The organism is Acinetobacter sp. YH12058 (assembly GCF_013419805.1).
Lineage (GTDB): Bacteria > Pseudomonadota > Gammaproteobacteria > Pseudomonadales > Moraxellaceae > Acinetobacter > Acinetobacter towneri.
On the sequence record NZ_VOZL01000010.1, the window covers coordinates 18014 to 43985 of the forward strand.

20 protein-coding genes and 4 tRNA genes are annotated in these 25972 nt (G+C 42.4%); 11 read left to right on the forward strand and 13 right to left on the reverse strand.

The window, feature by feature from the left end; translation table 11 throughout:
• Window positions 1-32 precede the first annotated feature (32 nt).
• The gene (locus FTU09_RS07710) at window positions 33-281 is read left to right on the forward strand and encodes a hypothetical protein (RefSeq protein WP_004972644.1); all 249 of its coding nucleotides are present in this window, start codon (window positions 33-35) and stop codon (window positions 279-281) included.
• A gap of 192 nt (window positions 282-473) precedes the next feature.
• Here FTU09_RS07710 and rsmI read toward each other — a convergent pair whose 3' ends face one another.
• Window positions 474-1316 (reverse strand): 16S rRNA (cytidine(1402)-2'-O)-methyltransferase, encoded by an 843-nt coding sequence (gene rsmI / locus FTU09_RS07715; RefSeq protein WP_179991266.1) that lies wholly within the window; start codon window positions 1314-1316, stop codon window positions 474-476.
• A gap of 205 nt (window positions 1317-1521) precedes the next feature.
• Between rsmI and FTU09_RS07720 the strand changes: the two genes are divergently transcribed.
• From FTU09_RS07720 to FTU09_RS07730, 3 genes are all read left to right on the forward strand, one after another.
• On the forward strand, window positions 1522-1950 hold the full coding sequence (locus FTU09_RS07720) for a YraN family protein (protein ID WP_004972647.1): 429 nt from the start codon (window positions 1522-1524) through the stop codon (window positions 1948-1950).
• A gap of 110 nt (window positions 1951-2060) precedes the next feature.
• On the forward strand, window positions 2061-2738 hold the full coding sequence (locus FTU09_RS07725; RefSeq protein WP_004972649.1) for a BON domain-containing protein: 678 nt from the start codon (window positions 2061-2063) through the stop codon (window positions 2736-2738).
• The gene (locus tag FTU09_RS07730) at window positions 2728-3615 is read left to right on the forward strand and encodes an alpha/beta hydrolase (protein WP_096902167.1); all 888 of its coding nucleotides are present in this window, start codon (window positions 2728-2730) and stop codon (window positions 3613-3615) included. The genes FTU09_RS07725 and FTU09_RS07730 overlap by 11 nt, the downstream gene beginning before the upstream one ends.
• A gap of 94 nt (window positions 3616-3709) precedes the next feature.
• Here FTU09_RS07730 and nudC read toward each other — a convergent pair whose 3' ends face one another.
• From nudC to dnaQ, 3 genes are all read right to left on the reverse strand, one after another.
• Window positions 3710-4483 (reverse strand): NAD(+) diphosphatase, encoded by a 774-nt coding sequence (gene nudC / locus FTU09_RS07735; RefSeq protein WP_180079951.1) that lies wholly within the window; start codon window positions 4481-4483, stop codon window positions 3710-3712.
• Window positions 4483-6126: a chemotaxis protein gene (locus FTU09_RS07740; protein WP_096902171.1), complete on the reverse strand. Its 1644-nt coding sequence runs from the start codon at window positions 6124-6126 to the stop codon at window positions 4483-4485. The genes nudC and FTU09_RS07740 overlap by 1 nt, the downstream gene beginning before the upstream one ends.
• 128 nt (window positions 6127-6254) lie before the next feature.
• Window positions 6255-7760, reverse strand: a complete 1506-nt coding sequence (gene dnaQ / locus FTU09_RS07745) for a DNA polymerase III subunit epsilon (protein ID WP_179990338.1) — start codon at window positions 7758-7760, stop codon at window positions 6255-6257.
• A gap of 212 nt (window positions 7761-7972) precedes the next feature.
• Between dnaQ and FTU09_RS07750 the strand changes: the two genes are divergently transcribed.
• From FTU09_RS07750 to FTU09_RS07775, 6 genes are all read left to right on the forward strand, one after another.
• Window positions 7973-11242 carry a LysM peptidoglycan-binding domain-containing protein gene (locus tag FTU09_RS07750; protein WP_004972658.1) on the forward strand — a complete coding sequence of 1090 codons (3270 nt, stop codon included), beginning with the start codon at window positions 7973-7975 and terminating at the stop codon, window positions 11240-11242.
• Window positions 11243-11308: 66 nt separating this feature from the next.
• A complete protein-coding gene (locus tag FTU09_RS07755; RefSeq protein WP_004972660.1) occupies window positions 11309-13156 on the forward strand; it encodes an extracellular solute-binding protein in 1848 nt (615 codons plus the stop codon).
• A 64-nt stretch (window positions 13157-13220) separates the two neighbouring features.
• Window positions 13221-14291, forward strand: a complete 1071-nt coding sequence (locus tag FTU09_RS07760) for a microcin C ABC transporter permease YejB (protein WP_096902176.1) — start codon at window positions 13221-13223, stop codon at window positions 14289-14291.
• On the forward strand, window positions 14291-15301 hold the full coding sequence (locus tag FTU09_RS07765) for an ABC transporter permease (protein WP_179988923.1): 1011 nt from the start codon (window positions 14291-14293) through the stop codon (window positions 15299-15301). Before FTU09_RS07760 ends, FTU09_RS07765 begins: the two co-directional genes overlap by 1 nt.
• A complete protein-coding gene (locus FTU09_RS07770; RefSeq protein ID WP_179996132.1) occupies window positions 15279-16877 on the forward strand; it encodes an ABC transporter ATP-binding protein in 1599 nt (532 codons plus the stop codon). The genes FTU09_RS07765 and FTU09_RS07770 overlap by 23 nt, the downstream gene beginning before the upstream one ends.
• Before the next feature lie 142 nt (window positions 16878-17019).
• A complete protein-coding gene (locus tag FTU09_RS07775) occupies window positions 17020-18264 on the forward strand; it encodes an NADH:flavin oxidoreductase/NADH oxidase family protein (protein WP_004972669.1) in 1245 nt (414 codons plus the stop codon).
• Between the two features lie 156 nt (window positions 18265-18420).
• Here FTU09_RS07775 and FTU09_RS07780 read toward each other — a convergent pair.
• From FTU09_RS07780 to pyrC, 8 genes are all read right to left on the reverse strand, one after another.
• Window positions 18421-18496 (reverse strand) — tRNA-Glu (locus FTU09_RS07780).
• A 56-nt stretch (window positions 18497-18552) separates the two neighbouring features.
• Window positions 18553-18628, reverse strand: a tRNA-Glu gene (locus FTU09_RS07785).
• A 25-nt stretch (window positions 18629-18653) separates the two neighbouring features.
• A tRNA-Glu gene (locus FTU09_RS07790) sits at window positions 18654-18729 on the reverse strand.
• A 288-nt stretch (window positions 18730-19017) separates the two neighbouring features.
• Window positions 19018-20436: an amino acid permease gene (locus FTU09_RS07795; RefSeq protein ID WP_026438458.1), complete on the reverse strand. Its 1419-nt coding sequence runs from the start codon at window positions 20434-20436 to the stop codon at window positions 19018-19020.
• Window positions 20437-20546: 110 nt separating this feature from the next.
• Window positions 20547-20622: transfer RNA gene (locus FTU09_RS07800), tRNA-Glu, on the reverse strand.
• A gap of 149 nt (window positions 20623-20771) precedes the next feature.
• On the reverse strand, window positions 20772-20930 hold the full coding sequence (locus tag FTU09_RS07805; protein WP_004972674.1) for a hypothetical protein: 159 nt from the start codon (window positions 20928-20930) through the stop codon (window positions 20772-20774).
• Between the two features lie 215 nt (window positions 20931-21145).
• Window positions 21146-21808, reverse strand: a complete 663-nt coding sequence (gene rnt / locus FTU09_RS07810) for a ribonuclease T (RefSeq protein WP_096902181.1) — start codon at window positions 21806-21808, stop codon at window positions 21146-21148.
• Window positions 21793-22827, reverse strand: a complete 1035-nt coding sequence (pyrC, locus tag FTU09_RS07815; RefSeq protein ID WP_004972678.1) for a dihydroorotase — start codon at window positions 22825-22827, stop codon at window positions 21793-21795. Before pyrC ends, rnt begins: the two co-directional genes overlap by 16 nt.
• A 197-nt stretch (window positions 22828-23024) precedes the next feature.
• Between pyrC and FTU09_RS07820 the strand changes: the two genes are divergently transcribed.
• Entirely contained in the window at window positions 23025-24284 is a 1260-nt protein-coding gene (locus FTU09_RS07820; RefSeq protein ID WP_096902183.1) for a GGDEF domain-containing protein, read from the forward strand.
• 116 nt (window positions 24285-24400) lie between these two features.
• Here FTU09_RS07820 and argG read toward each other — a convergent pair whose 3' ends face one another.
• Complete coding sequence (gene argG / locus FTU09_RS07825) at window positions 24401-25744, reverse strand: argininosuccinate synthase (RefSeq protein ID WP_004972682.1); 1344 nt, start codon at window positions 25742-25744, stop codon at window positions 24401-24403.
• Between the last annotated feature and the right edge of the window lie 228 nt (window positions 25745-25972).

A 25972-nucleotide genomic window follows, 5' to 3' on the forward strand; every position in this document is an offset into this window, starting at 1 on the left:
ACTAAATTGAAGTCATTTGTGGGGAGATTAAGATGACGGACATGAACGATTACGATGATGTAGAAGATTCAACTGTAGACGAAGATGAAGCGAAAGCGGCTGAAAAAGGTGCAGCAGAATCAGAAGAAGGTGCTGTAGATGGTGATCTTGCAGAAGCAGAAACTCTCACTGTAACTGCCAAACTAAAACAGCGTCAGGCATTGGAAGATGAAGTGGCTGCATTCTTGGCGCGTGGCGGAAAAATTACCGAAGTGCCACCAGATGAGTCTGCGCGCGACTAATCTGTTGAACGTGCTTGCTGAACTTGTTGATTGAATTTATTCGTTGAACTGTTGAGTGAGTTAGGGCGGGATGCTTACTATGCAGGCTGCTCTAATGCTTATACCTTCAACATAAAAAAGCATCACCTTGTATAAAGGGTGATGCTTTTTTTTATGCGCGATGATCGTCATCACTGTTATTGCTCAATCGGCTTATTCAGCTGCTTGGCTTAATTCCAACGCACGTTGATAGGCAATTTTCTTTTTAATCCCTGTTAGATCAGCCGCCAATTGTGATGCTGCTTTTACCGATAAATCTTGCAACAAACGCTGCAATAATTGATCTAATTTTTCTTGTTCCATGTCTTTTTCTTCGCTCGCTCCCCCCACCACCAATACAATTTCACCTTTTTGTTGATGATGATCTGCTGCGATAAATTCAGCCAATTCACCTAAAGTCATTTTTTTAATGGTTTCAAAGGTTTTGGTGATTTCACGGGCAAAGCCAACAGGGCGATCTGCACCAAACACGGCAGCCATATCTTTGACTGAATCTAAAATTCGATGTGGTGCTTCATAAAAAATCAGGGTTTGGGTTTCATCTTTTAGCTTTTCAAGTTGTTGTAATCGCTGTGACTGTTTAGAAGCGAGAAATCCCTGAAAACTAAAGCGATCACTTGGTAAGCCAACCGCACTGAGCGCTGCAATGGCTGCACATGCACCCGGCACAGGAATCACACGAATACCATTGGCTTGTGCTGCACGAACCAGTTTAAAACCTGGGTCGCTAATCAGTGGTGTACCTGCATCGCTAATGAGCGCAATATCTTCGCCATTGAGTAATTTTTGGACTAAAATATCAATCTTGTTGCTTTCGTTGTGTTCATGGCAGGCTGTAAGCGGAGTTGAAATATTAAAATGTTTCATTAATTGTGCAGAGGTGCGGGTATCTTCAGCGGCAATTAGGCTGACCGATTTGAGCACATCAATTGAACGGTAGCTCATATCATCTAAGTGACCAATTGGGGTAGCAACAACAAATAACTGGGCACTCATTGAGTTTTCTCCGTGGGAAATAGCAAACTAAAATAAAAATGATGGAACACGAAACAACAGCAGTATTGGCTTGCGTCTGATACAAGTTACAGACCAAGCGCTTATTCTACCTGAATTGCAGTCTGGCGTGTGAAACTCGCGTCATCGCACTTCAGCGAATACTACGATTGCGCACCATAACAAAATAAAAAAAATCGGATATAGCATGAATCAAAAAACACTGCAGCAAAGCATTGGCACATGGGCAGAGCAGACGGCTTGGCAATATTTACATCAACACGGTTGGCGTATGCTGGAGCAGAATTATCACAGTGTTTTTGGTGAAATAGATGGTATTTTTATTCAAGCAGAACAACTGATTTTTGTAGAAGTTAAAGCGCGTTCGCAAACTGGCTATGGCAAAGCCTACGAAGTGGTGTCTGCATCTAAGCAGCGTAAAATTATGAAAACCGCCATGCAGTTTTTAACAGAATATCCACACTATTCAGAATATTATTGTCGTTTTGATGTGATTTGCTTTGATTTTTCTCAGCAATTTGCAAAAACAGTACAGCAAGACTTTTCCAAATTCCCGTATGATTTGCAATGGATTGAAAATGCTTTTACTTTTGATGCAGACTTGATTAATCTTTGAGTGAAATTTAAAGCAAAAGCATCAGTCGGTGTATTGTTGATCGTGCAAATCTAAGGATGAAATGCACAGCACAAGCCAGAATTGAAAGAAAATAATAGGAGTCTTGCTGAGTGTTCAAGCGTATTGCAGTGACCTTGCTGTGTGTAGCAAGTTTATCGGGTTGTGCAAGTTTTATTTCAAGTGGCACAGGCACTGCGCCAGTGGGTACAGAAAGTGGTGCACGCTCACTTGGGCAAGTGTTTATAGATAACTCTATTGAACGTACTGCAAAAATTAATTTATATAAACTGGATTCACGTTTTAAACAATCACGTGTCAATATAGAAAGTTTTCATGGCAATGTGTTGTTGACAGGGCAAGTGCCTGACGCGCATTTAAAACAGTTGGCAGAAGACAATGTGCGTGCCATGAGTGATGTAAAAACCATCCACAATTATATTACAGTGGGTAATCAAATCAGCTATAGCACCATTATGCAGGACACCACGGTTACTGCAAATACCCGTGGTTTGATTATGAAAGCACCTGTGGTGTCAGACAGCAAAGTGCGTATTCATACCGAAGATGGTGTGTTGTATGTGATGGGACGTTTAAACAATGCAGAATTGCAGGATTTAAACCAAGTGCTACAACAAGTGGGCAATGTCACTAAAATTATTACCCTGATTGATAATATTGAGCTACAACCGAGCAACAATGCGAACTTTGTCAGCCCAATGGTTGCTCCAGAAACACAAACGCCAGTCGCGATTGACCCAGATCAGGTTGAACCGACACATGTTCAATAATGTGGAACACTGGTTTAAACAACTGAATAAAACTTTAGAACAGGCGAAACGTATTTATGAAGAATTTCGCCTGTATGATTTGGGCAGCTATGCGCTGAACCGTTTAACGCCACGTCAGGGTTATACCGTTCAAAGCAATATTGCTTATGGTTTACGCGCACGGCATCGTTTGGATTTGTACCGCACCATAACACCACGCCCGCAGCGTCCACTCATGGTGTTTGTGCATGGTGGGGCATGGTCACGTGGCGATAAGCAGGATTATCGTTTTGTGGGCGAAGCTTTTGCAAAAGAAGGCTTTGATGTTGCGGTGATGAACTATCAACTCGCGCCACAGCATATTTTTCCCACCTATATTGATGATTTAACCCTTGCACTGAATTACTTGACTCAGCAGCAACACAAACTGGGTATTTCTACGGCACAGGTGGTGTTGATGGGGCATTCAGCAGGGGCGTTTAATGTGATGTCCTTGTTGTACCATCCGCAGCCGTATGCTTTAAGCTGTAAAGATCACATCCGTGCCATTATTGGCTTAGCAGGGCCTTATCATTTTGATTATAAGGATGATCCGCTATGTGCCGATGCCTTTGATCAAGAGGTGCCGTATCAGGATGTGATGCCGTATTATTTTGTGGAGCCGAATTCAGTCAAACACTATTTATTGGTGGCAGAAAAAGATCAAATTGTGGGGGCAAGTAATGCCACAGACTTCGACCACGTATTAAAGAAATATGGCAATCATAGTGAAATTATTGTCATTCCAAAAACAGGGCATGTCAGTGTTATGGCATCGGTGTCGAGTTTGTTTAGTCGTTTCTTTGCGACCAAACGCCAAATTATGCGTGCTTTAGATCAGGCACTTAAAGATGCGTGATGTTGATTGATCTTCTGTGGAAAATGGTAATTAAAAAAACCGTTGCAGCTTATGGGGTGCAACGGTTTTTTAAATGCAAGATTGCGAATTAGACTTATAGCCAAGCTTTGGTGTCATCTGCCACAGGCGTGCCTTGGGTCACATGCATAATCATGGCATGGGCGATACTGCCTTTAAATGGAATATCAGGCAGTTGATCAAACTTAAAGAACTGTGCATCACGAATTTCTTCTTCCTGTAACTGAATTTCACCGCCTGCATATTCAGCTTTAAAGGCGATCATTAAGTTACTTGGAAAAGGCCACGGCTGGCTGGCAAGATACTGAATATTTTTAAGTTGTACGCCAACTTCTTCAAAAGTTTCACGACGTACTGCTTCTTCGAGTGTTTCACCCACTTCAACAAAGCCTGCGATTAAACCGTAAATGGGCAGTTTATTGCGTGCATTACGCGCCAATAAGACTTCATCTTCACCACGAGTAATCACGGTAATGACACATGGATTTACGCGCGGATATTGGTGATAGCCACAAGCAGGGCAGACCATGGCATATTGAGTCGCATGGACTTCGGTTTTATGACCGCAATGGCTGCAGAATTTATGATTGCGACGCCATTCGAGTAACTGAATGGCACGGCTAGCTTGTTCAAACTGTTGGGTGTTCCAGACTTGTAAAAGTTGTCGGATTGGAACCAGTTGAAAGCCTTCAGGGATAGATTCATCTTCAAGTAGATCTCGGGCAATCACATGATCACCCGAGCTAAAACTTAAATCACTTGCCAACTTTTCCACACGTGGTAATTGGAAGTTTTCATCGACCAAAAGTTGTTGTTGCTGAAAAATATATGCAAGTGAGAGTTCAGTCATTAGGCTACAGTTTTCAATTTTTCACTACTGTCCAATGCTACCTTAAACATGCTTTGCAGAACAGGTTGTTTGTTCTTTAAATTGTCAATCAGCATATCTGCACTGGCAAGCGTATCTAAGATATTGTTGACCTGTTCAGCTGTTAAGTTTTGCCCTGCTTCAACTTGTGCATGCACAAAATCTGCAGATACTTTCAGTGCTTTTTGACCACTTTCAGCATTCAAGAACAACATTGCCCCTGCAACTTCACGAATTTGCGCTGAAGTATGCTCTAAATCTGCAACACTTTGAGTTTGTAGGTGCTGTGTCAGTGTTTGCGTGATTAAGTCAATCAGTAACTTGGTTTCAGTCAGCAAGGCTTCGTGTGCTTCATCTAAACGATCTAGCGAAATGTTCATGTTATTCACACGTAACTGCAAACGGCTAGAGGTGTGGTGACGTTCAAGCACACCGATTGAGTTCATGGCCGATAAAATCACGTTCATTAATTGCTGGGCAAAGTTTTCATCTTTGAGTAATTCAGGACGGCTTAATGATTCAGCTTGGCGTTGTAAGTCCAAATGCGCTTCATTTAAGTTCAAGACTTTAAACAAGTTTGCTAACTCTGTTAATTTGCCTTGTAATTCCAGCGTTTTTTCAGGACTCATGTTTTGATAGTTGTATTCAATATCATTGCGAATTTGTGTCATTTCTGTGGTGACCAAATCGCTAATGGTATGCATGGTGTCAAAATCTGGACCATATAAATGACGGCTGAATACTTGGAGCTGCATGTCGGTGAGTAAGTCTTCACCAATATTCATTTGACTGCGAATATGTTGAGAAATTTCATCTTCTTGACTAATACACAGGCTCAACACATTCGCAAGATCAGACAAGCTGGCGGTAAAGCTTTCTGGCGTAGCAAAGTATTGACGCATATTGTGCTCAATACTAATAAAAGTACGCAAACGTGGCTCATTCAACAACAAGTTATCAATATGGTTAAAGGCAACGTGTACTAAGCCCCAATATTGCTGACTCGGATGTTGTTCTGCCAAACCTGCCAAATACGTTCCTACCAGTTTAATCGCTTGAAGATCCATGGCAGATTCTTCTTGCTTGAGCAGCTTATGTAATGACAGTTTATATAAGCGATGCACATAAGCCGACTTTTCTAAAGAAGGCACTTGCGGCAATTGGAAACTTGGAGTGATGCAGTCCAATAAAGTTTCAATATGCTGACCTTCCTGAGTCAATGGTTTACCCAATGCCAATTCTAAACGGTTTAAAGTGTCGAGTAGGAATTGTGGAATTTTAACTTCACGTAGGCAAATAAACTCAATATAACGCTTGAGCATGGTGGTGCCTTCGCTAAGTGCAATGACTTCCAGCGTGTTGATATTGCTTGGATTCCCCATAATTTTACGCATCAGCTCTGCTGAGTATTGCGCAATTTTTGCCAAGCTTTCCATATCAATCAAGGCTAAAACCTGAGCACACTGTTCAAACTGATTCAGTGCATCATCAATCCCAAAAGGCAAAGTTTGATCTTCTGCTAAGGTGCTTACTGCGGATTCAACCAGTTTGATAGAATTATCAACCTCATTTTTTATTATCAGTAAGGCAGTTGGATCAAAATGTATAGAGGTTTGGTAAGACATGGATCTGCACCTTTCCTAGTGTTTTATCTGTTTGTTGGTTCTTTGCAAAATACACAAAGTCCTATTTGCTTTAACTATAACTGAACTGGCAAATCTTTAAATACATAAAATTACAAAACTCGTAGATTTTATTTGGCAAAAAAGCAAGGTTTACCGTGTTTTTCTTCAAATTGTTTGACCCAATTCTCATGTGCAGCCAATTCTTCTTCTGATGGCAGAATCACAGCAAGATCAATATCAATGCTTAAACGATCACTTTGACGTTGCTGTTCTTCGCTTGCAGACAGAGCATCCATATCAAAGGCGACTTGTCCGCCAGTCATTGCCAAGTAAACATCGGCTAGAATTTCAGCATCTAGTAATGCGCCGTGGAACGTACGGTCACGCGCAGGAATTTCATAGCGTCTGACGAGCGCATCGAGTGAGTTTTTTTGCCCAGGATGCTTACTTTTTGCCATGAGCAGTGAGTCGGTCACTTCGCATACTTCGGACAAATTGCCCAACCCCGCACGACTGAACTCCATATCTAAGAAGTTCATATCGAAGGTGGCGTTGTGCGCAATAATTTCTGCACCTTTAAGATATTGATACAGCACATCGGCAATTTCGGCAAACTTGGGTTTGTCTTTTAAGAACTCATCTGAAATACCGTGAATGTTTTCTGATTCACCGACCAGTTTCTCAGGCTGAATATAAATGTGGATGGAACTGCCCGTGAGTTTACGGTTAATCATTTCCAGCGCACCGACTTCAATAATTCGGTCACCATCTTGATAGTAAAAACCTGTGGTTTCGGTATCCAGAATCAGTTGGCGCGGGCCGTGTAGCTCCATTGTGGCAGGGGTGACCACAATATGCGGATGCAATTGAGTTGTGTTCACTGCGTCAACGCGAGCTGATGGATTGGTTTTTTCTGTTTCAGTTTCATCTGTAATGGTTGATTCAGTTGCAGGCACGTTGGTTTCTGCTTCAATGACATGAACAGATGCGCTGATTTCGAGTTCCGTGTCGGTTGCCTGATGAGCTTCCTGAAGCGTATTTTGCATATCTTCTGTTTCAACCTCGGCATCATCGCCCATTAAATCAAAACCAAACGGGTCATCGAGCAACCAGTCAGATTCCGCTTTTTTTTTATCATGTTCTGCTATGTCTACTGCCGATGTGATTAAGGTTGCATTGAGGGTTGGGTTTGAGTCTGCGGTTTTTAACATTTTGCTGACTTGATCTGCACCCACATTGGCGAGTTGATCTGCCATTTCATTGCCTACATGTCCTGCGTGACCTTTAATCCAGTGCCATTCAATTTCACGACCTTGACAGGTGGCATCTAATTTTTGCCAAAGGTCAGGGTTTTTTACATCTTTCCAGTTTTTCTTTTTCCAGCCGTGAATCCACTCGGTAATGCCTTGTTTGACGTAATTGGAGTCAGTCCAAATAATCAGCTTGGCATCCATTGGGCAAAATAAAATGCCTTCAATCGCTGCAGTCAATTCCATACGGTTATTGGTGGTTTGAGCTTCGCCACCATATAATTTATGTTCTTCTTGTTCAGTAACAATATACGCACCCCAGCCACCCAAGCCAGGATTACCACGACAAGCACCATCAACATATAAAGTGATTGTTTGAGACATAAATCAGATCCGCAGGTTGTGCAAAATAAATCAAAATGAAAAGCTATTGTATATCGCAAATTCGGTTTAGACGTGTAAATCCTGTCTATTTTTTAATTTCTTGTAACATTTATAGACGAAACGCGCTAAATTAATGCCTTGTGTCGTTGTCTAGCTCTACTACAATGGCAAGTCTAAAAAATAATTTATATACGAGTTGTTTGGATTTTTTTATGTATAAACCAACCACGCGCATGTGGCAGCCGACTTTACCTTCATTTTTAAAAATTACAGTTTTAGGTTCAGCATTGGCTGCCCTTGGCTTGATGACGGGCTGTAGCTCGACGCAGGGTGCGAGCAAGCCACTCACTTCAAGTCAGGTCGGTTCGGGTTATTTAGATGCCAGTACTTTAGATGGTCTGGAAGATTTACTCTCTGCAACCGATATGCGCGCGGTAGAAGGTGACCGTTTATTAATTTTAAAACACGGTGATGTCTGGAAGCGTATGACCGTTGGTTTCAAAATGGATTTAAACCATTGGAACCCACGTATTGAAGCGCAGCGAGGCTGGTTTATTTCACGTCAACCGTATTTGGATCGTTTAAGTGCGCGTGCGTCACGTTATTTGTATCACACGGTTAAAGAAGCTGAACGTCGTGGTATGCCAACTGAATTGGCGTTGTTACCTGTGATTGAAAGTTCCTATGACCCTGCAGCAACCAGTAGCGCAGCTGCCGCAGGTTTATGGCAGTTCATTCCAAGTACAGGGCGTATTTACGGCTTAAAACAAACTTCGATGTACGATGGTCGCCGAGATGTCGTGGAGTCGACTCGTGCTGCCTATGAGTTTTTGGGCAGTTTGTATAATCAGTTTGGTTCTTGGGAATTGGCATTGGCGGCTTATAACGCAGGCCCGGGTCGTATTCAACAAGCCATTAACCGCAATAAAGCTGCAGGTTTACCAACCGATTATTGGTCTTTAAAACTGCCGCAAGAAACCATGAACTATGTGCCGCGTTTCTTGGCGGTAGCACAAATTATTAAAAGCCCGCATGCTTATGGCGTGTCTTTACCCCCAATTGCCAACCGTCCACACTTCCGTGAAATTAATGTGGGCGCGGTGAATTTAAATGATGTGGCCAATATTACCGGTCTCAGCCGTGCCGAACTGTATTCGCTTAACCCTGGACATCGTGGGGATCGGATTGACACCCAAAGTCCAATGCGTATTTTGATTCCTGCAGATTTAAGCCCAACAGTCGATGCACGATTGAAAAAACTACAAGGTGGTGGCGGTTTATGGGCAAGCAATAGCAGCAACACACCATCGTTTTCATCTTCTGGTGTGACCATTACACCATCTAAATCTGAGCCACCTGCGTTAACGACCAGTACAACAACCAGAACGACTACAGGCAAGCCTGCTGCCTCTACGGCAGTCACAACTACCACTACACCAAGCACAGCATCGACTACAGCCAGTGTTTCAAAACCAGCAACGACTACGCCTACACGTTTGTCACGTACGCCACAAGGTTCGGACGCTTTGGCAGCATTTGCTGCGGGTAGCGATATTCCAAGTGCGCCGCGTATTCCTGTTGCTGTTACACCTGCTGCCAATATTCAGCCTGTGCGGATTGAACCACCAATTTCCAATACTGAGCGTGAGCAAATTCTTGCAGCAGTGCAGGCAGAAGGTAGCAATAAAACTGTAGAAGAAGTGTTGCAGCCTGTGGCTTCTAAAGCAGAACAAGAACAACTTGTGGCTGAGTTAAAACAAATTGCGCCTCAAGGCACTGAAATTGTTGATCCATACGATGGAAAAATTAAGCTGACCGCTATTCAGACCAGTCTGTCTGTTGCAGAGCAGCAAGGTAAAGAATTAACCAAAGGTTTTGCTTACCCGAAAAGTGTGGCAGAAAATACGCGCCTAGATTCAGAAGAAGCAAAGCGTAACCAAGGTAAGAATTATGTGCGTACGGAGTCTGAAGTGGTGGTCGTACCACCAAAAGGCAAACGTACCACGTACACCGTGTTAGCGGGGGACACCTTGGCCAGTATTGCCATGAAAAATGGCTTGAACTGGCGTGATATTGCCAAGTGGAACCAAATTGCTCCAGATGCAACTTTGTATGTGGGCACCAGTATTTATTTATACGACGCCAAGCCACAAGTACAGGCAGAGCCTGCTAAGCCAAAAACCATGCCTGAGCAATACGTGGTGCAAGCCAATGATACCTTAACAGGTGTCGCCAGTCAGTTTGGTTTAACTGTAAAACAACTGGCAGATTTTAATAACTTAAGCACCACCAGTGGCTTATTTGTAGGGCAGCGTCTAAGTTTAAAAGAAACGGCTGCATCTAAAGCCAAAGCAGAAGCCGACAAAAAAGCCGCAGAACAGGCTGCAAAAATCGCAACCAAAACTTACGTAGTGAAGCGTGGCGAATACTTAAAACTGATTGCAGACCGTTATGCCTTGTCAAATCAGGAATTGGCTGATTTAACTCCAGGTTTAAACGCGAACAGTAGCTTATTGGTTGGGCAACGCATTAATGTGCCTGTAAATGAAGTGACTGCACAAAAAACGGAAGCGAGCAAAGCTGAAGCCAGTAAGTCAGAAACAAAAGCAGCAGAGCCAAACTATCCGACTGAAAACTACCAAGTACAGCGTGGTGATACTTTATCGAGCATTGCCAACCAAGCCAAAATTTCTTTGGCAGAGCTCGCCAGTTTAAATAATATAAGCACGCAAAGCGGTGTGCGCATTGGTCAAACCCTCAAAGTGCCTGCAGGTGTCAATGTGCCTGAGCGTTATACGGTACAACGTGGCGATACCTTATCGGCGATTTCGACAAAATATAATCTCAGCCAAGACTATATTGCAGACTTAAACAATCTAAGCCGTAACAGTGGTTTAAGAGCAGGACAAATTCTTAAACTCACGGGTGATGTTCCTGAGAAAAAAGCCCAAGTTGAAGCGGTGGCTGAAACCACCAATGATATTCACGTGGTCAAAGCAGGGGAAACTTTAAGCAGTATTGCGCGCCAATATAAATTGCAATTGAATTATTTGGCAGAGCTGAATGACCTTTCACGTACTGCCAATGTCCGCATTGGACAACGCTTAAAAGTCGATGCCAGCGCTGCAAAAAATGAAGTAAAAACAGAGGTCGTAAGTGCTGCGAAAAGCAGCAGTAGTAAAGCCACCGAAACTTATACGGTTAAAAGTGGTGAGTCTTTAAATTCGATTGCCAGCCGTGTGGGTGTGTCGGTTGCAGAATTGGCGAGTTTAAATAACTTAACGCCACGTTCAGGTTTACGCATTGGACAAAATATTCAAGTTCCCAAAACCGTAACTGAATATAAAGTGAAACGTGGGGATACGCTGATTGGCTTATCCAGTCGTTATGGCATCGACACCAAAGCATTGGCAGATTTAAATGATATGCAGCCAAATACTCAATTGCGTATTGGCGATGTGATTAAAGTCCCGAATCTGTAAAGTTTAATCCTGAGGATGTCATGTTTTGACGGCATCCTCAGGAATACTGCACAAGGAGCTGTGTGCATGTCATTTGCCATAAAAAAGACACATCAATATCTGGGCTGTATTTTAGGTTGTGTGGTCTTGCCGCAGTTTGGATGGGCTGCGTTACAAACCACGCCCTATATTGCCGTACATAGCCAGCCTCAGTATGTGGGGCGCTCGGCTATGCCTTATGCCAACCCGCAAGCGCCCAAAGGTGGCGATTTAATTCGTGCCAGTAATGGCACTTTTGATAATTTAAATGACATGAATGGCAAGGGCAGCTCAACCGATGGGGTGAGTTTTATATTCGATTCACTCATGAGCAGTTCTTTAGATGAGCCGGGGGTGATGTATCCCTTATTGGCAGAAAAAGTCAGCTATGACCCCAAGCAAACTGCATTTGTCATTTTTCATTTAAATCCTAAAGCTAAATTTAGTGATGGCAGCCCAGTTACAGCAGATGATGTGAAATTCAGTTTTGATGCTTTTCAGACCAAGTCTAATCCAGGTTTGCAAATGTATTTATCCGATTTAGATAAAACCACGGTCTTGTCTAAGCATCAGGTTAAAGTCAGTTTTAAATCCACTAACAATGCAGAAATGCCGCTGATTTTGTCGCAAATGCCAATCTATTCTAAAAAAGACTGGCAAAAGCGTGACTTTACCCGCATCACACTAGAACCGATTTTAGGTTCAGGGCCGTATCTTATTGAGCGGATTGATGCAGGGCGCAGCATTACTTATAAGCGTAATCCAAATTATTGGGGCAAAGATTTACCCGTAAATAAAGGGCGCTATAATTTTGACCGCCTGAAGTATGTTTATTATCGCAATCTGGATATTGCCTTCGAAGGGTTTAAGTCGGGGCAATACACGTTGCATGAAGAATATACCGCACGAAAATGGGTCACTGAATATCGTTTTCCTGCTGTGAATGCGGGCATGGTGGTCAAGCATAAATTTCAGCACCAAAACCCAATTCCGACCCAAAGTTTTGTTTTTAATACCCGCAGACATGCGTTTCAGGATATTCGTTTTAGGCAGGCTTTAACCTACGCTTATGATTTTGAATGGCAAAACAAAGCCTTGTTTTATGGGCAATATCGCCGTTTGCAAAGTTATTTTTCTAACAGTGAATTAGAAGCCAAAGGCACACCTTCAGCCGCAGAATTGTCTGTTTTAAAACCCTATTTGGCCAAGCTGCATCCTATTCAACGCCAAGGCGTATTGCAAAATTGGCAGTATCCTGTGACTGATGCCAGTGGCTTTAACCGTAACGGCTTGCTTAAAGCCCGTGAATTGCTTTTGAAAGCGGGTTATCGTTTTCAGCAAGGTAAATTGGTCGATGCCAAAGGCAAAGCCATTCAAATTGAATTTTTAATTCATCAGGATGGTTTGCAACGCACATTAGTGCCTTTTGTGCGCAATATGAAACGTCTGGGCGTTACGGTAAATATTCGGCATGTCGATGTGCCGCAATATATTGAACGCATGCGCCGTGCCGATTTTGATATGACCACCAGTGTCATGCCGCAATCTTTAAGTCCAGGCAATGAGCAAGCACAGCTTTGGAGTAGTGCTGCCGCAGATCAACCAGGAAACTATAATTACGCAGGCATTAAAAACCCAGTAATTGATGAAGTGGTACAACAGTTGATTCGTGCGCCTAATCGTGAACAATTGATTGTGCGTACCAAAGTTTTGGATCGTTTATTGCGTGCGGGGTATTATCAAATTCCAACCTATGGCAAAGGTGAAAACTGGTATGCCTATTGGAATATGTATCGTCAGCCCGCCATCAAACCTAAACTATCGGCAGGAATTGATTATTGGTGGAGTGATGCTGCCCAAGCCAAGAAAGTTGCACATTATTTACGTCAACAATAACGATTTTAAAACTCAAGCATGACAGTGTTTGCGATAAACCAGAACATTGCCAAAAGGTAAGTACATGGGCACATACATACTCAAAAGATTGCTCCTGATTATTCCAACCTTGTTTTTCATTTTATTGATTAACTTTGTGGTGATTCAAATTGCACCGGGCGGTCCAGTCGAACAGGCGATTCAGCAAGCCGAAGCCTTTCAGGGCATGGGGGCGACAGGCGGTGAAACTGCTGCAACCTCCAATAGCAGCAATTATCAAGGTGCTAAAGGTTTAAGTGATGAAATGGTTGCAAAAATCGAAGCGCAATATGGATTCGATAAACCTGCACATGAACGCTTTTGGCAAATGCTCACCAGCTATGTGCAGTTCGATTTTGGCACCAGCTTTTTTAAAGATAAACCTGTGACCCAATTGTTATGGGAAAAATTACCTGTATCGCTATCTTTAGGTTTATGGAGCACCTTGCTGATTTATTTAATTTCTATTCCTTTAGGCATTAAAAAAGCCCGTCAGCATGGCTTGTTGTTTGATAAAGCCACTTCTATTTTGTTGGCAGTCGGTTATGCCATTCCTGCGTTTGCCTTTGCTATTTTGCTGATTGTATTTTTTGCGGGTGGTTCATATTTTCAGTGGTTCCCCTTACAGGGTTTGGTGTCTGAGAACTTTGCACAATTAAGTCTGTGGGGAAAAATTACCGATTATTTTTGGCACATAACTTTGCCTTTATTGGCGATGGTGATTGGTGGTTTTGCAGGGCTGACTTATCTCACCAAATACTCGTTTATGGAAGAATTAAACAAGCAGTATGTGTTGGCGGCACGTTCTAAAGGTCTAACCGAATCGCGTGTGTTATATGGGCATGTGTTTCGTAATGCCATGCTAATTGTAATTGCAGGTTTGCCCGAAGCGTTGGTGGGTATTTTCTTTGTCGGGAACTTGTTCATCGAAATTATTTTTAATTTGGATGGATTAGGCCTGCTTGGTTTTGAGGCGATTGTACAGCGTGATTATCCTGTAATTTTTGGCACTTTGTTTATTTTTACCTTATTGGGCTTAATTCTACGCTTAATCAGCGATGTGTTATATCAGGTGATTGACCCACGTATTAGTTTTGAATCGCGAGGGGCAAAATAATGTCACCGATCATGCAGGCGCGTGTGCAGCGTTTTAAACAGAATAAATTGGGTTTGGGTTGTTTCATTGTCTTTATCATTATTTTTGTGTTGTCTTTGGCGGCAGAACTGATTGCCAATGATAAACCGTTATTGGTCAAATATGAGCAATCTTTATATCTGCCAGTGTTCAAGGCTTATCCTGAAACGACCTTTGGCGGTGTATTTGAAACCGAAGCAGATTATAAAGACCCAGTGGTGCAACAACTGATTGCAGACCGAGGATGGGCAGTTTGGCCGCTCATTGAGTTTTCTTACCAGACCCCGAATTTAGATTTGGCCGTTCCTGTACCTTCTGCACCAACTGCACAAAATTGGCTAGGTACAGATGACCAAGGGCGCGATGTGTTGGCGCGAATTTTATATGGCTTGCGTGTATCGTTGTTATTTGGCTTTGCATTGACTTTTGCATCGGCAGCTTTGGGCATTTTGGTCGGGGCAATTCAGGGCTACTATGGCGGCTGGGTCGATTTAATTGGTCAGCGCGTTTTAGAGGTGTGGGGCGGTTTACCGATGCTGTTCATGGTGATGATTTTGGTCAGCATGTTTACCCCAAGTGTGTATTGGCTATTTGTGATTATGCTGTTATTTGGCTGGACGACACTGGTCGGCTTGGTTCGAGCAGAATTTTTACGCGCCCGAAATTTTGACTATGTCCGTGCAGCGCGAAGTTTAGGCGTAACCGATCGTACCATTATGTTTCGGCATATTTTACCCAATGCCATGAGTTCGAGTTTGTCGCAGTTGCCATTTATGCTAACCGCCAATATTACAGCTTTAACCGCACTGGATTTTTTAGGTTACGGCTTATCGCCCGATGCAGCATCTTTAGGGGAGTTGTTGTTACAAGGTAAAAATAATTTAAATGCACCGTGGTTGGCATTGTCAGGCTTTTTTACCTTAGCAATTGTGCTGTCCTTGTTAATTTATATTGGGGAGGCGACCCGTGATGCATTCGATCCAAGACGTTAATTCTTCAACTGCATCACAGCCTGCAGTATTGCTAACAGTCAGTCATCTGCGTATTCAGCAGCAACAGGTTTTATTGCACGATTTAAACTTTGAGCTGCATGCAGGCGAAACCATTGCTTTGGTTGGTGAAAGTGGTTCTGGAAAATCTATTAGTAGTTTGGCATTGCTGGGTTTATTGCCCGAACATTTACAGGTGCAAGGTCAGGCAGTCTTTGCAGAACAAGATTTACTTCGCCTTAAACCGCAACAATTGCGACAAGTTCGTGGTCAAAAAATTGCCATGATTTTTCAGGAACCAATGACGGCTTTAAATCCGTTGCATCGAGTGGAAAAAATTATTGGTGAAAGTTTATTACTCCAAGGTTGGAGCAAAGAAAAAACGCGTGCCCGGGTGCTGCAATTACTTGCAGATGTCGGCATTCCACAGCCTGAAGAAAAACTAAAGCGTTATCCACATGAATTATCTGGGGGGCAACGTCAGCGAGTGATGATCGCAATGGCGTTGGCACTCGATCCCGATATTTTAATTGCTGATGAACCAACTACGGCTTTAGATGTGACTTTGCAGGCGCAGATTTTGGATTTATTAAAAAGCCTGCAAGTGCGTCGTAATATGGCCATGATTTTGATCAGCCACGATTTGAATTTAGTCAAACACTATGCAGATCGGGTAATTGTAATGAATCAGGGGCGGGTCGAAGAACAGGGCAGTGTGGCAGATATTTTTAATAGACCGCAGCAAGCCTATACCCAAAACTTGTTGAATCATGATTTTGGTGAAGCTTTGCAGGTTGATGAGTTGCCGACCATTTTGGAGTTGGAGCAGGTTGCTGTGAAATTCCCGATTAAACAAGGCTTGCTGAATCGGGTTAAAGATTATGTGGTTGCGGTTGAGCCGTTAAGCTTGCAACTTCCGCAAGGTCAATCTATTGGTATTGTCGGTGAAAGTGGTTCGGGTAAAAGTTCATTGGCACTTGCAATTGCACGATTGATTGAAAGTGAGGGAAAAATTGAACTACTTGGGCAAGATCTGAATCAACTGAATGAACGCCAATTGCGTCCCTTACGTCAGCAGTTTCAAATTGTATTTCAAGACCCGTTTAGCAGCTTAAATCCACGTTTAAATGTGGAGCAAACCATTGGTGAGGGTTTGGCATTGCAACAATTGTCCAAGCCTGAAATCATCCAGCGCATTGATGAAGCTCTAAGCAAAGTGGAATTGCCTGTGAGTTTTAAACAACGCTATCCGCATGAATTGTCGGGTGGGCAACGTCAACGGATTGCATTAGCACGCGCGTTGGTGCTGCGTCCTAAACTGTTAATTATGGATGAGCCGACTTCTGCCTTAGACCGTACCACGCAACGTGCTGTCGTGCAGCTGTTACGCCGTTTGCAGCAGCAAGAACAGATGAGCTATTTGTTTATTAGCCACGATTTGCAAGTGGTGAAAGCACTGTGTCAAAAAGTGTTGGTGCTGCATCAAGCGAAAGTCATGGAATTTCAAGATACTGTACAGTTATTTAGCCATCCGCAAACAGAATATACCCGTCAATTGATTGCTGCCAGTGAGTATTAAACCTTCAATATTTTTAAACAGCTATTTCGGCTGGCTGACTTGTTTTACCATTTTGACAATAAGATTTGTCAAAATGGCATTGACCTGTTCCGAAAAATCTTTAGAGTAAAAAAGACCAATAAAACACAATACGGAACAGTGTATGAGCCATCTTGCCGAAACAATTCAGATTCGTAATACCATGTTTAAAAATCGCATCATTAAAGGCGCGATGAGTGAGGCGCTTGCCAACACGGCAGGGCAGCCGAATAGCCTGCATTTAGGTCTATATGAAGCATGGGCAAAAGGTGGTTTGGGCTGTGCCATCACTGGCAACGTAATGGTCGATTTACGTGCCAAAAATGAACCGGGTGTTGTGGGAATTGAATCAGACCGAGATATAGAAAAGCTCAAACAGTGGGCAGAAGTTGGTAAACGTTATGGCATGGTGCAATTGGTACAGTTGTCACATCCTGGGCGGCAATGTCCGAAAGGTTTGAATAAAGAAACGGTTGCACCTTCGGCTGTGCCTTTTAGTCCAAGTTTAGCTTTGAGTTTTGGTACACCACGTGAACTACATGAAGATGAAATCCTCGATATTATTCAGCGTTTTGCCAAAGCTGCACAGATTTGTGAGCAAGCGGGCTTTGAAGGGATTCAACTGCATGGTGCGCATGGCTATTTGATCAGCCAGTTTTTATCGCCACTGACCAATAAACGCCAAGACCAATGGGGCGGCAATATTGAAAACCGTATGCGCTTTTTGATGCAAATTTATCAAGCGGTACGTGCAGCGACCTCAGACAATTTTATTGTATCAGTCAAACTAAACTCTGCAGATTTTCAACGTGGCGGCATCACTGAAGAAGAAGTGATTAGCGTGTTTAAAGCCATGGATGAAGCAGGTATAGATATGATTGAAATTTCAGGTGGTACTTATGAAGCACCCGCGATGGCAGGCTCTAAAGCTGATAAACGTAAACCAAGTACCATTGCCCGTGAAGCCTATTTTTTATCTTTTGCGGAATTGATTCGCAGTCAGGTGAAATGCCACTTAATGGTGACAGGTGGTTTTAGAACGGTAGTTGCCATGAATGCTGCTTTGGACAGTGGTGCATGTGACTTTATTGGGATCGCCCGACCATTTGCGGTAGAAACCGATTTAGCCAACCGTTTGTTGGCGGGTCAAGATGTACGTTACGGGGTCGATAAAATTAAAACTGGTATCCCGATGATTGATAAAATGGCAATTATGGAAATTATTTGGTATGCCGCGCAGTTCAAAGCAATTGCACAAGGCAAGCGTCCAAACCCGAAACTCTCGCCTTTAAAAGTCTTTTTCAAATATTTAAAAGGCAATTTAACTGCGGTGATTAAAGGACAGGTCAACTCACGTAAATCAGCTTGATTCGTATTTTTCAAACCTCAGTGGACGGATTCAAAGCTTAAACTATGGTTTTTGAATCAGTCCGCACAGATTGAAATATAAAACTAATGCGTTAGATAGCAAAAAGCCCAAGTCATATTGATTGGGCTTTTTGTTGAGATGTAAACATCTCGAATATGGCGTCCCTACGGGGATTCGAACCCCGGTTACCGCCGTGAAAGGGCGATGTCCTAGGCCTCTAGACGATAGGGACAAATAGAAGTTTATATTTTTAAACCATGTAACAACCAATGCAGTTGTTGAGAATATTGGCGTCCCTACGGGGATTCGAACCCCGGTTACCGCCGTGAAAGGGCGATGTCCTAGGCCTCTAGACGATAGGGACTTAAAAAAATATCTACTTCTGAAATTGGCGTCCCTACGGGGATTCGAACCCCGGTTACCGCCGTGAAAGGGCGATGTCCTAGGCCTCTAGACGATAGGGACGTTTCAGAGGTGGGCGTATAATAGGGCGTATAAGGGGGGGTGTCAAACGCTTTTCTGCAATAATTCTGAAAAAAATGTTCAACTGAATAAAATTAAAACTATTCTGCTGTCGTGATACGTTTGAAGCGGTAAAAATCATGCTTTTCAAGTTATTTTTAAATGGACACATTTATTAGAGCAGCATGATTTTCTTTGTATTTTGCAGTATTCATTGCTAATCAACACAACTCAAAAAACAAGGCAATCCGAAGATCGCCCCTATTGTTTTACATCATCGCTAAAAAAGCATTATGATTTTTTGTGATAAATCATGTAATAACTGAGATAGCACAACACAATAAAAATCATACAGCCAATAAAACCTGCCAGCATTTCAGGGTCAAACACCATACTTAAGCAAGTAATAAAACAGAACACAAAACCTAAAATAGGCACTATTGGAAATAGCGGTGCAGCAAAACCTAAGTCCTGCACGGTTTTACCTTGTTTATACCATTGGCGACGGAAGTTAAACTGGCTTAAACAAATGCTCATCCAGACCACGACCATGGTAAATGCAGCCACACCCAAGAGGTTTTTAAAGATGGTTTCAGGCGCAAATTGTTCAGACAATAAACCTGGCATTGCACCGAGCATGGTGACCATGACTGCAATATAAGGAATACCACGCGCATTCACCTTAGAAAAAATCTGTGGTAATTGCTTTTGGTGTGAGAGCGACCACATCATTCGTGAAGCTGCAAATAAACCTGAGTTCGCTGCAGAGAGTAACGCTGTGATAATCACAAAACGAATAATATCTTCCGCATAAGGAATACCAATCTGATTAAACACCGTTACAAAAGGACTGCTGCTTACACCTTCTGCAGCCAAACCTGCAGCCTGATGTGGTAGCAAGGCACTAATCACCACAATGGTACCTACAAAGAAAATCAACAGACGGAAAATTGCGGTATTGATTGCTTTAGGCACGTTTTTGGCAGGGTCTTTGGTTTCACCTGCGGCAACACCAATCAACTCTGTACCTGAAAAGGCGAAATTAACAATTAACATGGTTGCAAAAATAGGGAATAGCCCTTCAGGAAACCAACCTTGTGCGGTTAAATTGCTAAATAAAGGTGCAGAGGTATAACCTTGATAAGACACAGCACCTAAAATTGCCATTAAACCCAAAACGATAAAGGCAATGACAGTCACGACTTTGACCAAAGATAGCCAAAACTCAGATTCTGCAAACAAGCGCGTGGAAATCATATTCAAACCAAATACAACGCCACCAAAAATCAGTGTCCAAATCCACATGGAAATATGCGGGAACCATTCCTGCATTAGCAACGCAGCGGCGGTAAATTCTGTGCCTAAAGTGACCGACCACGTGAGCCAATATAACCAAGTGATGGTATAGCCCGTGCCAGGTCCAATATATTGTTTGGCGTATGCCCCAAATGAACCTGAAACAGGCATGTGTACGGCAAGCTCGCCCAAACACAGCATCACCATATAGGCAATTAAACCACCAAAAATATAAGCGATGATGGCGCCAACGGGGCCTGTTTGTGCAATGACTTCACCTGAGCCTAAAAATAGACCTGTGCCAATAGCACCGCCCAGTGAAATCATAACCAAATGTCGAGTGCTCATCGCACGTTTTAAAGGCATAGTATTGCCTTGATGCACAGCATCATTTTGATGATTCGATGACGGCATAAGTGATAGGAGAAAAAATGAAATGAAGCGAAGTATTGTAGAGAAAAACTACAAATCTGCAATCTTGAAATAATAAATTTGGATTAGAAATGATCGTATAGCACGATAAATGGCGTCCCTACGGGGATTCGAACCCCGGTTACCGCCGTGAAAGGGCGATGTCCTAGGCCTCTAGACGATAGGGACGTTGCGAGGTGATGCGTATATTATGAATTTTTAGCGACAGTGTCAAACCTGAATCTAAAAAAACTGCCGCACTATTTGTTATTTGCTTAAAAAATAATACATCTTTAAAAATAAATCAGTGCATGTAAATTTGAATACGGTGCATCATTTTAATGATCAGGGGTTTGATATTGCTTTTCAGTGGTTGTTGTTTGTGTGGCTGCGGGTTGAGTGCTTGGTTTAGGTTGAGCAGGCTCACGATTCACAATATAAAGATACAACGCAGAAGGCGCGAGAATGACCAAAACCAAGACAATTTTTTTCAACATGGCAGAATCAATAACACAAATTGGAATATTGCCATTATAACCAAAGCCAGCTCAAAAGACTGCATGCATAAAAGCTGATTCGCAGTAAAAATCATTTTGATGCTCAGTCTTGTGGTTGAAAAGCACGAATCAAAACCACAACACTAAAAAGAAAACAGGACGACAAACGCAGTCTGTCATCCTGTAAACATCTCAATGTTCGAGTACAAATCGTATTATTGATCTGTGTTGAGTAAGTTCTCTACCATGTGCGGCGCAAGTTTATTTAGAATAAAACAAAACAGCTCTGCAGTTTTTTGCGTATCGTATAAAGCTGAATGAGCTTCTTTGCCATCAAACTCAATACCTGCCTGAATGCATGATTTTGCCAGCACCGTTTGACCAAACATCACCGCACTTAAAGTCACTGTATCAAACACTGAAAAGCTGTGGAATGGGTTTTGGTTTTTCGTGCCTGTGCGGGCAATGGCTGCTTGTACAAAGCCTAAATCGAAATGCGCATTGTGACCGACCAAAATGGCATGGGTACAATTCTGTTGGCGACGCACTTCATTGACTGATTTGAAAATCCGTTTTAATGCGGTTTTTTCATCTTCAGCCATAGCCATACGCATAGGGTTGAAAGGATCAATCCCAATAAAGTCCAACGAACGACGGTCTAAATTTGCCCCTTCAAACGGGTTGATATGCGCATGATACGCTTCACCTGGTACAAATTTGCCATCCGCATCATAAATAATTGGAATGGCAGCAATTTCCAACAAAGCATCGGTTTGGGCATTAAAGCCTGCGGTTTCCACATCGACCACCACAGGCAAAAAACCACGAAAACGTTGCCCCATCACGGGCAAAGTTGTATCTGTCACACTTTTCTCCATTGAATGGTTTTACCCGCATATAACGGAATAATTTGTTCACCATCCAAGTAGTCTAAACTGGTTGGAATGATTTGCTCTTCTTTCACCAAAGTAATGGTGTTGGTATTACGCGGCAAACCATAAAAATCTGCACCAAAGAAGCTTGCAAAGCCTTCTAAGCGGTCAATACGTCCAACTTGATCAAAAGCTTGTGCATAAAGCTCAATTGCCGTAGGCGCACTATAGCAGCCTGCACAGCCACATGCATTTTCTTTGGCATTTTTTGAGTGCGGTGCGCTATCTGTCCCTAAGAAAAATTTAGGATTTCCGCTAGTTGCGACTTCTAATAAGGTTTGTTGATGGGTTTGACGCTTTAAAATAGGCAAACAATAGAAATGCGGTTTTACGCCACCTACTAACATATCATTACGGTTAAATAATAAATGTTGTGGGGTAATGGTTGCTGCGACATTACGGCCTTGTTCTAAAACAAATTGCGCTGCTTCAGAGGTCGTAATGTGTTCAAGCACCAATTTTAAGTTTGGAAATTGTTGTAATAATGGTGAAAGCACTTCATCTAAGAAACGTTTTTCACGGTCAAAAATATCGACATGATTGTGCGTGACTTCGCCGTGCAGTAATAATGGCACTTGTTGTTCTTCAAGTTGCTCAATCACCGCATATACTTTACGAATGTCGCTCACCCCATTGTCTGAATTGGTGGTCGCGCCAGCAGGGTAAAGTTTAATGGCATTCACATGCGCAGAGGCTTTAATTTTCTTGACTTCTTCGGGAGAGGTTTGATCGGTAAAATACAACACCATACGCGGATCAAAATTTACACCTTCAGGGACGTGTGCCATGATGCGTTCACGATACGCTTCCGCTTCTTCTACCGTTTTTACTGGTGGAACAAGGTTAGGCATACAAATTGCGCGTGAAAATTGCTTGGCAAGATCGGGAACAGTACGTTGTAGTGCTAAACCATCACGTAAATGAGCATGCCAGTCATCTGGCTGGATAAGAGTAATCGTATTCAAGGCGCTGCCAGTCTGAAAAATAAAACAGATGATAATCTATAAATGTTAAAATGGTAACGTCGAAAGCCATAAAAAATAGAAATGCCTGAATTAATTGTTTCGACATTGTGTTATTTTTAAACCACTAAAAAAATTATATTCAGGTTGTTACAGTTTTGCTGTGCAACAATCGTGATTAAATGGAATTTAAAGCATCCATGGAATACAAATATAAGTTAGCCAAGCTACAGTACGACAAAGAAAAAAATGAAGAGTTGATTAAACGTCAACGTAAACGTGCGGGGCAGGTTTTTCCGAAACAACTGGAAGTTGAGTTTTGGCAACAGCATCTTGAACAAGCTCGGCACAACATTAACCAATATTTTTGGTCGGGCGTACTCATCTACTTTATTATCACCGTGCTGATGATTACTGGGGATTATTGGATTATTGATCGTAATTTTTTTAAACACGATTTTATCCACTCTTTACTAGGCTTGGTCAATGGCGCGTTTTGCTTACTGACCCTGTTCTTTTTTGCCCATTATAAAATTTTGCGCCCGTATTATGCCTATGCCGCCATGGCTATGATTTTTTGGGCCATTGTGTCGATGACCTGGCTGACCATGACGGTGCATACCGAAGTGTTTAGACACCAAGCCATGATGATCATCAGCATGATTTATATTATGGGTTTTGTACTGACGGGGGTGAAGCCGTTTCACATGCTGCTGACTGGGTTAATGGCGGCTGTGGTTGCCATGATTATGCTATTAACCTTGTATATTCCAATTGATGTGATGGTGATGGGGCGGGTGTTGGTTGGCAGTACGGTAGTGGGTTTTTTAATCAGTAAAATGCTGTGTACCCGTGAGCGGATGATTTTTTTGGTCATGCACCAAGCCCGACTTAGTGAAAAAATTAACCGTATTCATGCTGAAGAATTGTTGCATTTAAGTCAGCATGACGCGCTGACTAAAGTATCCAACAGACGTACTTTTGATGAAATGCTGGACAGCTATTTCGAACAGGCACGGCATGATGAAGTGCCATTGTCTTTACTCTTTATCGATGTCGATTTTTTTAAAAAATATAACGATCATTATGGGCATCAAAAGGGAGATGAAGTCATTTCAGCGATTGCCAAATCCATTAAAGACTCAATTCGTCACATGGATTTTGTTGCGCGTTATGGTGGTGAAGAATTTGTGGTGTTATTGCCAGAAACCGATGCGCATGGTGCGTATGCTGTGGCTTCCAATATTTTTAAAGCGGTTGAGCGTTTAGCGATTCCACATAGTCAATCTTTGGTTGACAGTAATGTCACCATCAGTTTGGGCTTTACCGTCTATAAAGGTGAGGCGGACATTTTTAAAAGCGATTTCTTACAACGTGCAGACCAAGCCTTGTACCGTGCGAAACAGTTGGGACGTAATCAAATTTATTACCACACTTTGCAGGTGGAAGAAGTGCTGTAAATTTTTCTATTGCAGCTTTCATTTAGTATGAATTGTTTAGTCCTCATGTTTAAACAAACATAAAAAAGCCGCTCAATTTGAGCGGCTTTCGATTTCACAAAATCATCACCAAGTGATTATTTGTTTTTGTCTTTCAATTGTGGCACTGCAGAACCTGAACCAATCGACAATAAGCCAGAATTGGTATAAAGACCCAATTTAGCGCGTGTATCGGTAATGTCTAGGTTACGCATAGTTAACTGACCAATACGATCCATTGGCGTAAACATTGAATCACCTTTCTCCATAGTTAAACGCTCAGCTTCATAAGTGAGGTTCGGAGATTCAGTGTTCATAATGGTATAGTCATTACCACGACGTAATTCTAAAGTCACTGTACCAGTAATTGCTTTAGCCACCCAACGCTGCGCAGTTTCACGTAACATTAACGCTTGAGAATCGAACCAACGACCTTGATACAATAAACGACCTAAACGTAAACCGTTAATGCGGTATTGTTCAATAGTATCTTCGTTGTGAATACCCGTAACCAAACGCTCATAAGCAATGTGCAATAACGCCATGCCTGGTGCTTCATAAATACCGCGAGATTTTGCTTCAATAATACGGTTTTCGATTTGGTCAGACATCCCCAAACCATGACGACCACCAATACGGTTCGCTTCAAGAATCAACTCAACAGGGTTTTCAAAACGCTGACCGTTTAATGCAACTGGCATACCTTCTTCAAAGGTAACCGACACTTCTTCGGCTTTAACTTCAACGTCATCTTTCCAGAACGCCACGCCCATGATTGGATCAACGATTTTGATGCCAGCATCTAGGTACTCAAGGTCTTTCGCTTCGTGTGTTGCACCTAGCATGTTTGAGTCAGTTGAATAAGCTTTTTCTTTTGACATTTTATAGTCAAAACCATTGTCGATAAGGAATTGTGACATTTCCGCACGACCGCCTAATTCATCAATAAAGGTTTGGTCTAACCACGGCTTATAAATTTTAAGCGCAGGATTAGTCAATAAACCATAACGATAGAAACGCTCAATATCGTTACCTTTATAGGTTGAACCATCACCCCAGATGTTTACGTCATCTTCTTTCATGGCAGTCACTAGCATTGTACCTGTTACTGCACGACCAAGCGGGGTGGTGTTAAAGTAAGGTATACCGCCTGTGCTGATATGGAATGCACCACATTGGATGGCAGCAATACCTTCCAAAGCCAACTGCATACGGCAGTCAACCAAGACTGCTTTTACCGCACCGTATTCTTCGGCTTTCTTTGGAATGGCATCATAGTCATCTTCATCTGGCTGACCCAAGTTTGCGGTATACGCATATGGTTCAGCGCCTTTTTGCTTCATCCACAATAAAGCAGCTGAAGTATCTAGACCACCAGAAAAGGCGATACCGACTTTTTTGCCTACTGGTACATTCTGCAAGATAGTTGCATTATCAGTCATTGCTAGTCCTAACTTTTTTAAAATAGGCACCACATTTGGTGGCCAAGGAGAATTCTAAACTGCAAATTATAGCACTCTTTAAAATGCTTGTTTTCGTTAAAAAAGCGCATTTGATAAAAAAATCAGGTTCAGGCTTAAATTTTCATTTAGAAATGGCAAACTTGGTATAGATGTTGAAGATCAAAACCTGCAATTGGGATGGTGCAGAATAAAATCACTTTTACTTTT

Bases quoted from the DNA above. Each gene is read 5' to 3' on its own strand.
- FTU09_RS07720 (WP_004972647.1), top strand. From the start codon at position 1,522: ATGAATCAAAAAACACTGCAGCAAAGCATTGGCACATGGGCAGAGCAG.
- FTU09_RS07760 (WP_096902176.1), top strand. From the start codon at position 13,221: ATGGGCACATACATACTCAAAAGATTGCTCCTGATTATTCCAACCTTG.
- FTU09_RS07770 (WP_179996132.1), top strand. From the start codon at position 15,279: ATGCATTCGATCCAAGACGTTAATTCTTCAACTGCATCACAGCCTGCA.
- argG (WP_004972682.1), bottom strand. From the start codon at position 25,744: ATGACTGATAATGCAACTATCTTGCAGAATGTACCAGTAGGCAAAAAA.
- FTU09_RS07765 (WP_179988923.1), top strand. From the start codon at position 14,291: ATGTCACCGATCATGCAGGCGCGTGTGCAGCGTTTTAAACAGAATAAA.
- FTU09_RS07820 (WP_096902183.1), top strand. From the start codon at position 23,025: ATGGAATACAAATATAAGTTAGCCAAGCTACAGTACGACAAAGAAAAA.
- FTU09_RS07710 (WP_004972644.1), top strand. From the start codon at position 33: ATGACGGACATGAACGATTACGATGATGTAGAAGATTCAACTGTAGAC.
- FTU09_RS07740 (WP_096902171.1), bottom strand. From the start codon at position 6,126: ATGTCTTACCAAACCTCTATACATTTTGATCCAACTGCCTTACTGATA.
- FTU09_RS07795 (WP_026438458.1), bottom strand. From the start codon at position 20,436: ATGCCGTCATCGAATCATCAAAATGATGCTGTGCATCAAGGCAATACT.
- nudC (WP_180079951.1), bottom strand. From the start codon at position 4,483: ATGACTGAACTCTCACTTGCATATATTTTTCAGCAACAACAACTTTTG.
- FTU09_RS07730 (WP_096902167.1), top strand. From the start codon at position 2,728: ATGTTCAATAATGTGGAACACTGGTTTAAACAACTGAATAAAACTTTA.
- rnt (WP_096902181.1), bottom strand. From the start codon at position 21,808: ATGGAGAAAAGTGTGACAGATACAACTTTGCCCGTGATGGGGCAACGT.
- FTU09_RS07805 (WP_004972674.1), bottom strand. From the start codon at position 20,930: ATGTTGAAAAAAATTGTCTTGGTTTTGGTCATTCTCGCGCCTTCTGCG.
- FTU09_RS07775 (WP_004972669.1), top strand. From the start codon at position 17,020: ATGAGCCATCTTGCCGAAACAATTCAGATTCGTAATACCATGTTTAAA.
- FTU09_RS07755 (WP_004972660.1), top strand. From the start codon at position 11,309: ATGTCATTTGCCATAAAAAAGACACATCAATATCTGGGCTGTATTTTA.
- dnaQ (WP_179990338.1), bottom strand. From the start codon at position 7,760: ATGTCTCAAACAATCACTTTATATGTTGATGGTGCTTGTCGTGGTAAT.
- FTU09_RS07750 (WP_004972658.1), top strand. From the start codon at position 7,973: ATGTATAAACCAACCACGCGCATGTGGCAGCCGACTTTACCTTCATTT.
- rsmI (WP_179991266.1), bottom strand. From the start codon at position 1,316: ATGAGTGCCCAGTTATTTGTTGTTGCTACCCCAATTGGTCACTTAGAT.